The organism is Paraburkholderia sp. FW306-2-2C-D06C (assembly GCF_058781505.1).
Map to the genome: position 1 here is coordinate 87,367 of NZ_JBYSWU010000014.1, position 13,598 is coordinate 100,964.

Here is a 13,598-nt window from a genome sequence, read left to right on the forward strand (position 1 = left end):
AATGAAAAAACTGCTTTCGACGTGTGCGCTGATCGGCGCGACACTGCTCGCGCTGGCCGCAGGCCCGGCGCGCGCGGACGAGAATTTCCCTCTCGACCGCGCGCCCGATAACGCGGAGAATTTCGCTTCTTTGCAGCACGGCGCGCAATTGTTTGTAAACTACTGCCTGAATTGCCACAGCGCGAACCTGATGCGCTACAACCGGCTGACCGATCTCGGCATTACGCCGGGCGCAATCCAGTCGAACCTGCTGTTCACCACCGACAAGGTCGGCAACACCATGACCGTGGCGATGCGCCCGGAAGACGCGAAAGCGTGGTTTGGCGCGAGTCCGCCGGATTTGTCGGTGGAAGCGCGAGCGCGCGGCAAAGACTGGCTGTACACGTATCTGCGCAGCTTTTATCGCGACGATACGCGGCCGACCGGCTGGAACAATCTGGTGTACGAAAACGTGAGCATGCCTCACGTGCTGTGGCAGCTTCAGGGGCAACGTACCGCGAAGTTCGGTGACGCAACCGACGAAAAAACAGGCGAAACGGTGCACAAATTTGTGGGCTACCAACAGGTCACGCCGGGGACGATGTCGCCGGTAGATTATGATTCTGCTGTGGCCGACCTTGTGTCGTACCTGTCATGGATGTCCGAACCGACGCAGAAAACCCGCAAACAGCTTGGCGTGTGGGTGCTGCTGTTCCTCGGCATTCTGAGCTTTTTCGCCTGGCGATTGAACGCCGCGTACTGGAAACATATCAAATAATCACGCCGTCATCGGCGTGGGGCCGGCGTCAGGAAAAACCTGCTGAACGGTTTTTCCGCGCGCTGGCCCTTCAGCTTTTTGAGGAAACGTAAACATGATGGTTCTGTATTCCGGCACAACTTGCCCGTTCTCCCAGCGTTGCCGGCTGGTGTTGTTCGAAAAGGGCATGGACTTCGAGATCCGCGACGTCGACCTGTTTAACAAGCCGGAAGACATCGCAGTGATGAATCCGTATGGTCAAGTGCCGATTCTCGTCGAACGGGACCTGATTCTGTACGAATCGAACATCATCAACGAGTACATCGACGAGCGCTTCCCGCACCCGCAACTGATGCCGGCCGATCCGGTTCAGCGCGCCCGCGCCCGCCTGTTCCTGCTCAACTTCGAAAAGGAACTGTTCGTCCACGTCGGCACGCTTGAAAACGAAAAGGGCAAGGCCGCAGAGAAGAATCACGAAAAGGCACGCCTCGCGATCCGTGATCGCCTGACGCAACTCGCGCCGATCTTCCTGAAGAACAAGTACATGCTCGGCGAAGAGTTCTCGATGCTCGACGTGGCGATCGCGCCGCTGCTGTGGCGTCTGGATCACTACGGCATCGAGCTGTCGAAGAACGCTGCACCGCTGATGAAGTACGCCGAGCGCATTTTCAGCCGCCCGGCTTATATCGAAGCGCTGACGCCTTCGGAAAAGGTGATGCGTCGTTGAGTTTGGCTTTGGGGTGAGCCGGCGCGCGCATGATTTTGCGCGCGCCCGCACCCAGTAAGAGGACTGTTGATGCAAGAGACTTCCACCAAGCCTTATCTGTTGCGCGCGCTCTACGAGTGGTGTACGGATAACGGCTACACGCCGCACATCGCGGTGCGGGTCGACAATCAGACGCGAGTGCCGCGCCAGTTCGTGCGCGACAACGAAATCGTGTTGAACATCAGCTTCGAGGCGACCAGCCAGTTGCAGATGGGCAACGAATGGATCGAGTTCAGCGCGCGTTTCTCCGGCAAGTCGCACAAGATCGAAGTGCCGGTCGCCAATATTCTTGCGATCTACGCGCGCGAAAACGGGCAAGGTATGGCGTTCCCGGTCGAGTCGGCAGGCGGCGAGGCGCAGGATTCGGGCGCCGATGCGGAACTGGCGGACGAAATCGAGTCGCCGGCCGCGCCGAGCGGGGCTGCGCCGCGCGCGGTCGTTGTGTCGCCGGCGGCGGATACGGCGTCCGCCAAAGCGGATAGCGCCGCCGACGGACCGCAACCTGACGACGATGGTTCAAAAGGTGGCGGAAGGGCTCGCCTTAAGATAGTGAAATGAAGTAAAATCACGGCCTCATGCCGGCTTAGCTCATCAGGTAGAGCGCTTGACTTGTAATCATGAGGTGGCGGGTTCGAGTCCTGCAGCCGGCACCAGTAGTACGAAACGGGTTTCTGAAGATTTTCAGAAACCCGTTTTTTATTTTGAGCGGCGTTTAGACGCCTTCAGCGCACGAGCAATAATGCGGTGCTAATAGTTTTGATTGGGATGCGGCTGACTAACTCGAGCTAACTACGAGCCGATTCTGGAAAATACGAGTTGCGGACGCGATATACGTCCGCAACTGAAATGTTGGTTTTTTGAATTGACGCTTTAGAAGCTGTGATTGCGCCGGTGCCACTCTCTCAGGTTCTTTCATGCAACGGTGTATCCCCGTAGCTGAAGCGACTATACCGGAGCTATACGGGTCTGTCTATTGTCTTGCTGGAAAGTAACTGTGCGATTTGCGTGAACGAACGTGCTTTTGTTCTGGCAAGCGGCATCGATTACTAATAAAGACACGAATTCCTATACTGCAGTGCAATTGTTTGCATTGAACGGGATTCGTGTCCGAGACTCAGTCGAATAGATCTAGCGTGCTATTCGGCCGCGTGCGCGAGGTAGTAGACGAGAGACAGGAGGCGAGCTGGTTCGCAATCAAGAGCCCAGCCGTGCCCTCCGTCGACGCTGCGAGTCCAGTCACACGCCGCCACACCCATATAGAACATCCTGCCTGTACAGCGCTTACCACTGAAACCGCTTGTTGCAATTAGCGAATTGGCGCGCTTGTATAATCGTTTTCCAGATATTCAACAAACAAGGCCGCCGTGTCCGACAAGCGTCAGCAGATTCTCGATACCGCAACGATTCTGTTCAGCAAGCATGGTTACCATGCCGTCGGCGTGGACTGGATCATTGCCGAATCAGGCGTCGCGAAAATGACCATGTACCGGCATTTCCCGTCCAAAACCGATCTCGTCATTGCAGTGCTGCGGCAGCGTCAGGAGCAATGCGCGGTGTCGCTCAAGGCATTCGTCGCCGAGGCGGATACGCCGCTGGGCCGTCTCGAACGTGTCTTCGAATGGCATCAGGACTGGTTCAGAAGCGCGATGTTCACCGGCTGCATGTTCGTGCACGCCGCTTCAGAATTCGCTGACAAAGGCAGTTGCATCCACGGCATTACCGTCGAACAAAAGGCTGAGCTGACGCAGTTCATCGAGGAACTGGCCGCCGACATCGTGTCTGCCGAGCAGGCAAAAGTATTGGCGCCGGTGATAGTGATGCTGCTCGACGGCGCCACGCTCGCGGTGCAAATCTCCGGCCGGGAAACCGCCGCAACGGATGCTTGGAACGCCGCGCGCGACTTGCTGGCCATGCACTCCACGGCCGCAGCGTAGTTCGGGACAGGGCCGCCGGCCAGGCTCCGCCGAAGCAAAAACCGCCGGTTTTGCTCAGATCTCTTTCACCTTGTCGATATTGGACGTTTTAGTCTACAAAGAGCCCTTTGAACGCCGGAAAGGCCAATAGCATCGGCGTCTCCAGCGGCATCCACGAACGAATACCGCAGCGCGAACCTTGGCGACAGAGGTACTATTCGGGCGTCAGTCGGCATCGCAAGAAGATCACTCCGGCGGGCAACGCCCCCGACGACGCGACGTTTCACTGCGTCACTCCCGCAAAACACTTCCCACCTCATCATGACCAGCCCCGCAACCATCACCTGGCCCGAAGCCGACGGCCCCCGCACCGCGCGTTGGCGCTCCGAGGCCGCGGTGCCGCCGCCCAAGCGCGTCGTCCTTGCCGATGACCGCACCACCGCCGACTCCGCCTACCGCCTCGCGTGCGAAGGCACCGCGCTGCTCTGGAACGGCGACTTTCAGAACGCCCGCCAACTGCTGCAAGCGGTGACGCGCCGGCTGGAACGCAAGTCGCGCAAGCAGGGCGAAACGCCGATCGACGCGTTCAACCTGCATCGTCAGGCGCAGTCGCAACGCGCCCGCACGCTCGGCATGATCCTGATCCCGCTCGACGCCGCGTACGCGATTCCGCTGCGCCGCGCGCCGGAAGTGCAGCAGGCCTGTATCGAAACCTATGGGCCACCGGCCGATGAACCGTCGGTCGTGTCGCTGCGCGAATTGCTCGGGTTGATTGGCGCGCACGAGTGGCGCAAGAAGGGGGTCGACATTCCCGCGCTGGGCGAGCGCATTCATCCGCACTACGGCGTGTTTTCACCGGTGCGCGGTGAATATGTTGATCTGGTCGCAGGCACGCCGTTGCCGTCGCTGAACAAGGCGTTCGATATCGGCACCGGCACCGGCGTGCTGGCCGCGTTGCTCGCCAAACGCGGCATGAAGAAAATCATCGCGACGGATCAGGATCCGCGAGCCCTCGCTTGTGCGCGCGAAAACCTGGCGCGTCTCGGTTACGACCAGCAGGTCGATGTCGTGCAGGCAAATCTGTTTCCGGAAGGCCGCGCGCCGCTCGTGATCTGCAATCCGCCGTGGGTGCCGGCGCGGCCCGCGTCGCCGATCGAATATGCAGTCTACGATCCGGACAGCCGCATGTTGCTGGGTTTCCTGAACGGTCTGGCGGAGCATCTGTCGCCCGGCGGCGAAGGCTGGCTGATCATGTCGGATTTCGCGGAGCATCTGGGTCTGCGCACACGCGAATGGCTGCTCGCCGCGATCGACAAGGCGGGGCTGACGGTGGCCGGCCGCGAGGATATTCGTCCGCGGCATCCGAAATCGACCGATGAAACCGATGCGCTGCACACCGCACGTGCGGCTGAAGTGACATCGTTGTGGCGGCTGAAAGCACGCTAGACGACGGGCGCGGAGCGGCGTCCGCGCCGCCGCAAACCGCAAACCGCAAACCGCAAACCGCAAACCGCAAACCGCAAACCGCAAACCGCAAACCGCAAACAACGCGGCGTGTTACACGGACCCCCCGCGTGCTTCGAGATACGCCAGTGCGCCGCGCCCCGCCACCAGGCCGCTAGCGAAGCAGGCCGTCAGCAGATAGCCGCCGGTCGGCGCCTCCCAGTCGAGCATCTCGCCCGCGCAGAACGCGCCGGGCAGACGCTCGATCATCAGATGCGCGTCGAGCGCTTCGAACGGAATCCCGCCGGCGCTGCTGATCGCTTCTTCGATCGGCCGCGCGCGCGTGAGCCGCACCGGCAGCGCCTTGATTGCATGAGCCAGCTGGTTCGTATCAGCGAAGGCTTCCTTCGACAGAATCTCGTGCAGCAAGGCGAGTTTTACGCCTCCAATGCCGATTCTGCCGTGCAGATGACTCGACATCGAGCGCGAGCCGCGCGGCCGCGTGACTTCCGCGATGACACGCTCCAAAGTCAAGCCTGGCGCCAGATCCAGCGCGATCGTGACATCGCCGTCGGCCAGAATCCGCTCCCGGATTGCTGCCGACAATGCGTAAATCAGGCTCCCTTCGAGGCCTGTTTCGGTCAGAAGTATTTCACCTTGTCGATTGTGGACTTTTTTGTCTATATCCGTGACCGTGATGGCCACCGGCTTCAGCGGCTGGCCCGCGAAGCGCTCGCGCAGATAGGGGCTCCAGCCGGCATCGAAGCCGCAGTTCGCGGGGCGCAAGGGCGCCACCGGCACCTCGCGCGCACTCATCAGCGGCACCCAGGCGGCGTCCGATCCGAGCCGTGGCCAGCTTGCGCCGCCGAGCGCGAAGACAACGGCATCGCAAGCCAGAGTTTGTTCGCCTTCGGGCGTCGCGAAGCGCAGGATGTGGCGGGCGGCGTGGCTGCCTGCCTGATTGCTCTGTTCGCTCCAGCCGAGCCACTTGTGGCGCATATGAAAGCGCACCCCGGTTTCTCTCAACCGATGCAGCCATGCACGCAGCATCGGCGCTGCTTTCATATCGGTCGGAAAAACCCGGCCTGAACTGCCGACAAAGGTCTCGACGCCGAGCCTGTGCAACCAGGCACGCAACGCGTCGGGCCCGAAGGCCTCGAGTAGCGGCGCGATCTGCGGGCGGCGCGCGCCGTAACGGTCGAGAAACGGCTCGAGCGCCTCGGAGTGCGTGATGTTCATGCCGCCTTTGCCCGCCATCAGGAACTTGCGGCCAACCGACGGCATCGCGTCGTAGACGTCAACTTGCACGCCATGCTGTGCCAGTGCCTCGGCGGCCATCAGACCGGCGGGGCCGCCGCCAATCACGGCGACGCGAGCGGAATCGAAGGAGGGTGACATGCGGTCCTGCAGATGAGCGGAGAGGCTGCGCGTTTGCCGGATGCGGTGATCCGGCGGCGCGAAGGGCGCTATTTTCACACCGCTGGCACGTCCGGGCAAACGGGCGGCCTGCCAGGCTGGCTGAAAATGTCTGAATTCGGGCGTTTCGGCATTCGCCGGACTCGCGCGCGTTTCTATCCAATTCGCATGCACGAACTATACTTTTCAAACACCTTCTATCGGACGCCGTTCGCGTCTTTCCCACGCCAGATCTGCCCAATGCCTGCATGCCGCTCCACGCTGCCGCTGCCGCGTCGTGGCCTCGCGACATGGTTTGCGTGCGGGCTATTGTTTAGATGAAGGAGACTGTCATGACCCGCAAATACATCGACTGCCGTGAATTCCCGAGCGAAACGAATTGTACGGTTGCCATGTCCGCCGACACCGACAACGAATTGCTCGACGCAGCTGTGCAACACGCCGTCACGGTTCACAAACATACGGATTCGCCGGAACTGCGCGCCCAGCTCAAGACGTTGTTTCATGAAGGCACGCCACCGGTCGACGCGCCGCAAAGGTGATCCGTTTTTCTGCGAGCACAGATAGAACCGGACCCGGATGCAGGCTGGCGAAAGCGGGCAGCGCAGCGCCCGCCTTCGTCGCGGCGTGGCGGATTCAGCCGGGGTAAGCCTCGTCCACTTTGAGGCCGGCCAGCTTGAAAATGACCCGCAGCGTTTGCGGTTTGATGTCGCGGCGCGAAGCGAGCGTCGTCATGACGAAGTCGAGCACTTTCGCGTATTTGAGCATCGTCAGGCAGGTTTCCATGTCGACGCTGCCGTCGCGCATGACTTCGGCGAGACGCAGCATTTCGGTGGAGATATCGCGCGCCATCTCCAGTTCGAGTTGCTGTTTCTCCGACCACGCGGGCGTGGCGGTGAGCTTGGCCAGCATTTCCTGAAACTTCTGCTCGGCGTTTCCGTTGGGTATCGTATCCATTGCCGCCTCTTCTATTATCCGAGCGCGCTTCCGTTTGAGATCGCGGCGCGCTGCCGGTTACGTAACGTTCGGCCCGTGTTCCGGGTCCGTCCTCCCCCCATGCATTCGGTTCGCGTGAGCGACGCCACGCCCGGCAGCCTGTTGTTATGCGTGTTCCGGCCTGGGCCGCCAGGCGAGCCGGCACGCATGGTGTGTTGCGCCGCTTTGGAGACGTTCCGCATACCATCTGTTGAGCAGGAAGTGTTCCAGGTTGCGGTGTTTTTCGTACGGTCTACGCGGCGACATAGTGAGCGGGCCGCGCTTTGGGTAAACTGGCAGCAACTTTTCTCTTTTTCCGTCATCTGTCGCACGTTCGCGTTGCAATCGATGGCGGTTCCCACGATGTCCAGCAAAACCCACGAAATCCGTCCGAACCAATCCGTCGAACTGTTGAAGGAGCTTCATATCCTGACGCGCGACGGCAAGATGAATCAGGACAGCCGCCGCAAGCTGAAGCAGGTCTACCACCTGTTCCAGTTCATCGAGCCGCTGCTCAAAGAGATCAAAGACAAGCAGGGCGCCGTGACGCTCGTCGACCACGGCGCGGGCAAGTCCTATCTAGGTTTTATCCTGTATGACCTTTTCTTCAAGGAGTTTCAGGGCGCCGCTGGTGGGGCTTCGCACATATACGGCATTGAGACGCGCGAGGATCTGGTGACGAGATCCGAGGAGCTGGCCGCCCGGCTTGGCTTCACGGGGATGTCGTTCCTGAACCTGTCGGTAGCTGATTCGATTACTTCGGAGCGGTTGCCCGCTGAGATCGATATCGTGACGGCGCTGCATGCGTGTAATACAGCTACTGACGACGCGATTCGGTTTGCTTTGGAAAAGCGCGCCAAATTTATTGTTGTGGTGCCTTGTTGCCAGGCTGAAGTGGCTGGCGTTTTACGGCAGAACAAGAGTAAATCGCTTGGGAATGCCTTGACGGAGATCTGGCGGCATCCCTTGCATACCCGGGAGTTTGGGAGCCAGATTACTAATGTTTTGCGGTGCTTACAGCTGGAAGCTCATGGGTATCAGGTGAGTGTTACCGAGCTCGTCGGGTGGGAGCATTCCATGAAGAATGAACTCATTATTGCTCAGTATAAGGATTTACCGAGGCGGCGGCCTGCTGAACGGCTTAATGAAGTGATGGAGACGCTTGGGATTGGGGAGTTGAAGGAAAGGTTTTTTGTATAAGGATTATTTCCCGGCAGGAGCTATTTATTGTGCCCCTTCGGCGTTCGCCTTTCCTTGAGTTGATGTGGGGGAAAACCAATCACTCCCCACCGCGTTCCATCAATTCATTCCAGCCTGCAAGGCCAAGTTTTCTGAGGGTCTCCTGATTCCGCTCATAAATATCTTCGGCATCAGGAAAAGCTCGGACAGCCCGTTCAATGCTATCTTCCCGAAGCAGATGCAAAATAGGATACGGCGCCCGATTAGTATAATTTTCAATATCGTTCGGCTCACTGCCTTCAAACTGATAATGAGGGTGAAAACTTGCGATCTGCAAAACCCCTTCAAGTCGAAGCTGCTTGAGCATCCTGTCAGCAAAAAACAGGCAATCGTTATATTCGAGAAAGTCCCCGAGCGCCTGCGGAAAAATCAATAAAGTGGTGTCCACTGCCTCGGGATCGGCCGCCACCAGCGCCTGAAGCTCGCTTTCGAGGTCGATCAAAACCTCTTCCATATCTACAGCTTCACTAACGGCATAGCGAATCTGCCCCTTCACATGCACGGCCTTGGCAAAAGGGCACAAATTGAGCCCAATCACCGCCCGTGTCAGCCAATGACGAGTAGCAGCAACAACAGCATCGCGAGATTCGGTAGACAGCGGCATGGCAGGGCGGAAACGGAAGAGAAAACGTTATCTTACCGGGTCATTACGTGGTCATTACCTGGCCAATGCCGGGCCAATGCCGGGCCAAAGCGGGCCCACCGTGGCTCAAAAGTTCAAGCTGCAGGCGCCGAACCGCATGAAGCGGCGATCAACTGCGCCGCCACCTTCGGCGCGGCGAGAATCGGCCCGCAGCCCGGCCCGTAAGTCTGGCTGGCGGCATACACGCCTTCGATCATCAAACCGAGCGCGTTCGCCAAGGCCACCGGATCATCCGCGCCCGCAGCCGCCGTCAACTCCGTGAGCCGCGCCATCAGCCGCTCCTTATTACGAAACACGAACTGGCGTGCCGGATGCGAGGCGTCAGGAAACTCCACCGACACATTCACGAACGGGCAGCCCCGGTAGTCGTCCAGCGACGCGCGCACCGCCAGGTCGTCGAAATACTGCTGGATCTGCTTTGCCGGCTCGCCGGGATGCTTCGCAAAGCTCTTCTCGACGTAACCGAAAAACTGCTGGTCCTTGCGTTCCAGATAAGCCAGCACCAGTTCATCCTTCGACGAAAACTGGCGGTACAAACTCATCTTGTTCACGCCCGCTCGCTCGACCACAGCGTCGACGCCCACCGTTCGCACGCCCTCGCGATAGAACAGCTCGTCCGCGGCGCGCAGCAAGTGCTGCTGTGCCTGCGGCCCGGCGGTTTGCGTGCCGCGCGCACGCCGTGCACCAACTGGCTTGGGGGTTTCGCTGTCGGACATGGAGTGCCACCTGAATTGAATTGACGCCTTGACATGTTACCGACCAGTAACTAATATCGCAACACCCATTGTGACCGGTCTGTCACAAGTCCTTTACCGAAATCGTAACAATGCGAAACGGCGCGGCCTGCGGGATACGCGTCGATTGGAGAACCAATGAACTGGGCAGCGAGACTGATTGGCGGGCGTTTCCACTACGGCTGGTTGACCGTGGCGGTGGTGTTTCTGGTGTTGCTCGCGGCGGCCGGCACGCGCGCGACGCCGAGCGTGATGATGGTACCGCTCGAGCATCAATTCGGCTGGAGCCGCGCGACGATTTCGCTCGCGATTTCCGTGAACATCGCACTTTACGGCCTGATGGGGCCGTTCGCGGCCGCGGCCATGCAGCGCTTCGGCGTGCGTCCGACGCTGCTCGCCGCGCTCGGCACGATGGCGGCGGGTATCGCGCTGTCGTCGCTGATGACGCATCCGTGGCAGATGGTGCTGATCTGGGGCGTGATGGTCGGCGGCTCGACGGGTGTGGCGGCGTTGTCGCTGTCGGCGACGGTCGTCACGCGCTGGTTCACCACGCGCCGTGGTCTTGTCATGGGCATTCTCACGGCCAGTTCGGCGACCGGCCAACTGGTGTTCCTGCCAATGCTTGCGGCCATCGCCCAGCACTACGGCTGGCGCCAGGTCGTCTGGGTCGTCGCCCTCGCGGCGGCTGTCGTGCTGCCGCTCGTCGTGTTTCTGCTGCCGGAGCGCCCAGCCGACATGAAGCTGCGTCCGTATGGCGAACCGCATGACGCGCCGGTTGCCGCCACCGTCACGAAGCAGAATCCGTTGGCCATTGCGTTCGGCACGCTCGCCATGGCCAGCAAGACGCGCGATTTCTGGCTGCTGTTTTTCAGCTTCTTCATTTGCGGCGCGAGCACCAACGGCTACGTCGGCACGCATCTGATCGCCATGTGCGGCGACTACGGGATGACCGAAGTGCAGGGCGCATCGCTGCTCGCCGCGATGGGCATCTTCGACCTGTTCGGCACGACGCTGTCGGGCTGGCTGTCGGACCGCTTCAATAGCCGTGTGCTGCTGTTCTGCTACTACGGTCTGCGCGGCTTGTCGTTGATGTATCTGCCGCACGCGTTCGGCATCGACTTTTTCGGTCTGCCGCTGTTCGCGGTGTTCTACGGGCTCGACTGGATCGCTACCGTGCCGCCTACCGTGCGTCTCGCCACCGACGTCTACGGTAAGGATTCAGCCCCGGTCGTGTTCGGCTGGGTGGTCGCCGGTCACCAGCTGGGCGCGGCGTTCGCGGCGCTCGGCGCGGGCATGCTGCGCGCGAGTCTCGGCACCTATACGGTGGCGTCGATGATTTCGGGCGGCTTGTGTCTGGTCGCCGCCGTGATCGTGCTGCGCATCAACCGGCCAGCGCGGGTGCCGGAGCCGCAGGCGATCTGACGCCGCGCAGCAAAGCAAATCGCTGGAACGCCAACGGCCCCGTACGGGGCCGTTTTTCATCGCGCTCTACGTGAAATCTAACTGCGCACTTGATGGAGCGCGCGCGGCGAAGCCCGGTTATGCTATGTGGCCCGGGCAAGCCGCCCGTCGATCATGAATTTCGACTGAGAGAAGCGCATGACCAAGAAACCCGCCCCTACCGCAGTTGCCATTCACGAGCTGATTGCAGGCCGCTGGAGCCCGCGTGCGTATTCGAGCGAGCTGGTGAGCCGCGAGCATCTGCAAGCGGTTCTCGAAGCGGCACGCTGGGCGCCGTCTTCGTATAACGTGCAACCGTGGCGTTTCCTCGTATTCGACCGCAGTGCCGATGAAGTGGCGTTCAAGCAGGCGTTCGCCACGCTGGTGCCGTTCAACCAGGGTTGGAATGCGCCGGCGCCGGTGCTGATCGCCGTGACCACGCATACGCTGACCAGCAAGGGAGAAGTGAACCGTAGCGCGTCGTACGATGCGGGTGCGGCGGCGATGTCGCTGGTATTGCAGGCGCACGCACTCGGCCTTGCCGCGCATCAGATGAGCGGCTTCGATGCGAAGGCGTTTCGCGCGGCATTCAAGTTGCCGGACGACGTCGAGGTGATTGCGATCATTTCGCTCGGCCATTATGGCGACGTCGACAAACTCGATCCGGTGTTGCGCGAACGCGAGAAGTCGGTGCGTCAGCGTCTGCCGCTCGCCGACATCGCTTATAGCGGCGGCTGGAAGAAGGCGTTCTGAGCGTCCCGCAACCGCAGTATCGAGAAACGCGCGGCGCTTACCGCGCGTTTTTTTATTCGATGTCGTCCGTGACGGCCGAAAGCGGTGTGGCGACATGCTCCAGCGATTTGCGCTCGGCATCGACGCCCCAGATCGCGGCGATCACCGCTGCCGCCAGCATCAGCCCCGAGCCGACCAGATAGCCCGAAAACACCTCGCTGCGCTGATGCGTGTCGATCAGCCGGCCAAAGAATGCGGGGCCGGCGATGCCGCCGAGCGCCGTGCCGAACGCGTAGAACACCGCGATCGCGAGGGCGCGGATTTCGAGCGGAAAGGACTCGCTGACCGTCAGATACGCAGAACTGGCCGCGGCCGACGCGAAAAAGAAGATCACCATCCACGCGATTGTCTGCGTGACGACGGTCAGTAACTGCTGTTCGAATAGATAGCCGCTCAGCGTCAGCAGGATCGCGGAGAGTGCGTAGGTGGCCGCGATCATCTTGCGCCGCCCGATCACGTCGAAGAGCCGGCCCAGCACCAGCGGCCCGAGGAAGTTGCCGAGCGCGAACGGCAACAGATACCAGCCGATGCGCTCGCCCGGCACCTGATAGAAATCGGTGAGCACCAGCGCGTAGGTGAAAAATATCGCGTTGTAGAAGAACGCCTGCGCGGTCATCAGCGACAGTCCGACCAGCGCGCGGCGCCGATGCCGGTTGAACAGCGTGTCGAACACCTCGCGTAGCGGCGTATGCCCGCGCGTGCGCAGGCGCAGCCCCGTCAATCCGTCGTCCACGAGTTGGTGGCCGCCGTCGCGAAAACGCGTTTCGATGCCCTCGACGATCGAGCGCGCGTGGTGTTCGCCACCGTGCGTGAGCAGCCAGCGCGGGCTTTCCGGCACCCACATGCGCATCGGCAGGATCGCCAGCGCCAGCACCGCGCCGATAAAGAAGCAGGCGCGCCAGCCCCAGTCGGCAGGCAGCAGATGCGGATCGAGCAGTACCAGCGAACCCGCCGCGCCCAGTCCCGCGCCGATCCAGAACGTGCCGTTGATGCCCAGATCGGTCCAGCCGCGCACACGCGCCGGGGTGAATTCCTGGATCGTCGAATTGATCGCCGTGTATTCGCCGCCGATGCCCGCCCCGGTCAGAAAGCGAAACAGCAGAAAGCTGGCGAGATTCCACGACAGCGCGGTGACCGCGGTAGCGGCCAGATAAAGCGTCAGCGTGATGAAGAACAGCTTGCGCCGGCCGAGGCGGTCGGTCAGCCAGCCGAAGCCGAGCGCGCCGAGCACCGCGCCGGCAATGTACGCGCTGCCGGCGAGGCCCACTTCGGCGTTGGTGAAGTGCAACGACGGACTAGACTTCAACGCACTTGCCACGGCGCCCGCCAACGTCACTTCAAGGCCGTCGAGCAGCCAGGTCACGCCCAGCGCCACGACGATCAGCGAATGGAAGCGTCCCCACGGCAAGCGGTCGAGCCGCGACGGGAGATCGGTTTCGATGACAGCAGAGGTTTTTTCGTGGACCGAGGCGGAAGGCGGCGCGCTCATTGCTATAAGTCT

The 13,598-nt window shown here is 61.1% G+C and carries 14 protein-coding genes and 1 tRNA gene; 10 read left to right on the forward strand and 5 right to left on the reverse strand.

The window, feature by feature from the left end; genetic code table 11:
• Position 1 precedes the first annotated feature (1 nt).
• From AC3WLT_RS13485 to AC3WLT_RS13510, 6 genes are all read left to right on the forward strand, one after another.
• Positions 2–757, forward strand: coding sequence for a cytochrome c1 (locus AC3WLT_RS13485; RefSeq protein ID WP_492592212.1), 756 nt, complete (start codon positions 2–4; stop codon positions 755–757).
• Positions 758–851: 94 nt separating this feature from the next.
• The gene (locus AC3WLT_RS13490; RefSeq protein ID WP_006052302.1) at positions 852–1,463 is read left to right on the forward strand and encodes a glutathione S-transferase N-terminal domain-containing protein; all 612 of its coding nucleotides are present in this window, start codon (positions 852–854) and stop codon (positions 1,461–1,463) included.
• A gap of 69 nt (positions 1,464–1,532) precedes the next feature.
• A complete protein-coding gene (locus AC3WLT_RS13495; RefSeq protein WP_492592213.1) occupies positions 1,533–2,060 on the forward strand; it encodes a ClpXP protease specificity-enhancing factor in 528 nt (175 codons plus the stop codon).
• A 19-nt stretch (positions 2,061–2,079) separates the two neighbouring features.
• Positions 2,080–2,155 (forward strand) — tRNA-Thr (locus AC3WLT_RS13500).
• A gap of 711 nt (positions 2,156–2,866) precedes the next feature.
• Positions 2,867–3,436 (forward strand): TetR/AcrR family transcriptional regulator, encoded by a 570-nt coding sequence (locus AC3WLT_RS13505; RefSeq protein ID WP_492592214.1) that lies wholly within the window; start codon positions 2,867–2,869, stop codon positions 3,434–3,436.
• Positions 3,437–3,736: 300 nt separating this feature from the next.
• Positions 3,737–4,861 (forward strand): methyltransferase, encoded by a 1,125-nt coding sequence (locus AC3WLT_RS13510; RefSeq protein ID WP_492592215.1) that lies wholly within the window; start codon positions 3,737–3,739, stop codon positions 4,859–4,861.
• Positions 4,862–4,972: 111 nt separating this feature from the next.
• On the opposite strand, the gene AC3WLT_RS13515 is transcribed toward AC3WLT_RS13510, so the two are convergent.
• Positions 4,973–6,256: a TIGR03862 family flavoprotein gene (locus AC3WLT_RS13515; protein WP_492592216.1), complete on the reverse strand. Its 1,284-nt coding sequence runs from the start codon at positions 6,254–6,256 to the stop codon at positions 4,973–4,975.
• Between the two features lie 350 nt (positions 6,257–6,606).
• Between AC3WLT_RS13515 and AC3WLT_RS13520 the strand changes: the two genes are divergently transcribed.
• Positions 6,607–6,816: a DUF1059 domain-containing protein gene (locus tag AC3WLT_RS13520; RefSeq protein ID WP_492592217.1), complete on the forward strand. Its 210-nt coding sequence runs from the start codon at positions 6,607–6,609 to the stop codon at positions 6,814–6,816.
• Positions 6,817–6,910: 94 nt separating this feature from the next.
• Here the strand turns inward: AC3WLT_RS13520 and AC3WLT_RS13525 are convergent, their stop codons facing one another.
• Entirely contained in the window at positions 6,911–7,231 is a 321-nt protein-coding gene (locus tag AC3WLT_RS13525; protein ID WP_492592218.1) for a DNA-binding protein, read from the reverse strand.
• A gap of 381 nt (positions 7,232–7,612) precedes the next feature.
• Between AC3WLT_RS13525 and AC3WLT_RS13530 the strand changes: the two genes are divergently transcribed.
• The gene (locus AC3WLT_RS13530; RefSeq protein ID WP_492592268.1) at positions 7,613–8,449 is read left to right on the forward strand and encodes a class I SAM-dependent methyltransferase; all 837 of its coding nucleotides are present in this window, start codon (positions 7,613–7,615) and stop codon (positions 8,447–8,449) included.
• Positions 8,450–8,528: 79 nt separating this feature from the next.
• On the opposite strand, the gene AC3WLT_RS13535 is transcribed toward AC3WLT_RS13530, so the two are convergent.
• Both AC3WLT_RS13535 and AC3WLT_RS13540 read right to left on the reverse strand, forming a co-directional pair.
• Positions 8,529–9,092 (reverse strand): DUF1415 domain-containing protein, encoded by a 564-nt coding sequence (locus AC3WLT_RS13535; RefSeq protein WP_492592219.1) that lies wholly within the window; start codon positions 9,090–9,092, stop codon positions 8,529–8,531.
• A 113-nt stretch (positions 9,093–9,205) separates the two neighbouring features.
• Positions 9,206–9,847, reverse strand: coding sequence for a TetR/AcrR family transcriptional regulator (locus tag AC3WLT_RS13540; RefSeq protein WP_492592220.1), 642 nt, complete (start codon positions 9,845–9,847; stop codon positions 9,206–9,208).
• 156 nt (positions 9,848–10,003) lie between these two features.
• Between AC3WLT_RS13540 and AC3WLT_RS13545 the strand changes: the two genes are divergently transcribed.
• Both AC3WLT_RS13545 and AC3WLT_RS13550 read left to right on the forward strand, forming a co-directional pair.
• Entirely contained in the window at positions 10,004–11,287 is a 1,284-nt protein-coding gene (locus AC3WLT_RS13545; RefSeq protein WP_492592221.1) for an MFS transporter, read from the forward strand.
• A gap of 177 nt (positions 11,288–11,464) precedes the next feature.
• Positions 11,465–12,058, forward strand: coding sequence for a nitroreductase family protein (locus AC3WLT_RS13550; protein ID WP_492592222.1), 594 nt, complete (start codon positions 11,465–11,467; stop codon positions 12,056–12,058).
• A 52-nt stretch (positions 12,059–12,110) separates the two neighbouring features.
• Here the strand turns inward: AC3WLT_RS13550 and AC3WLT_RS13555 are convergent, their stop codons facing one another.
• Positions 12,111–13,586 (reverse strand): MFS transporter, encoded by a 1,476-nt coding sequence (locus AC3WLT_RS13555; RefSeq protein ID WP_492592223.1) that lies wholly within the window; start codon positions 13,584–13,586, stop codon positions 12,111–12,113.
• Positions 13,587–13,598: the final 12 nt, after the last annotated feature.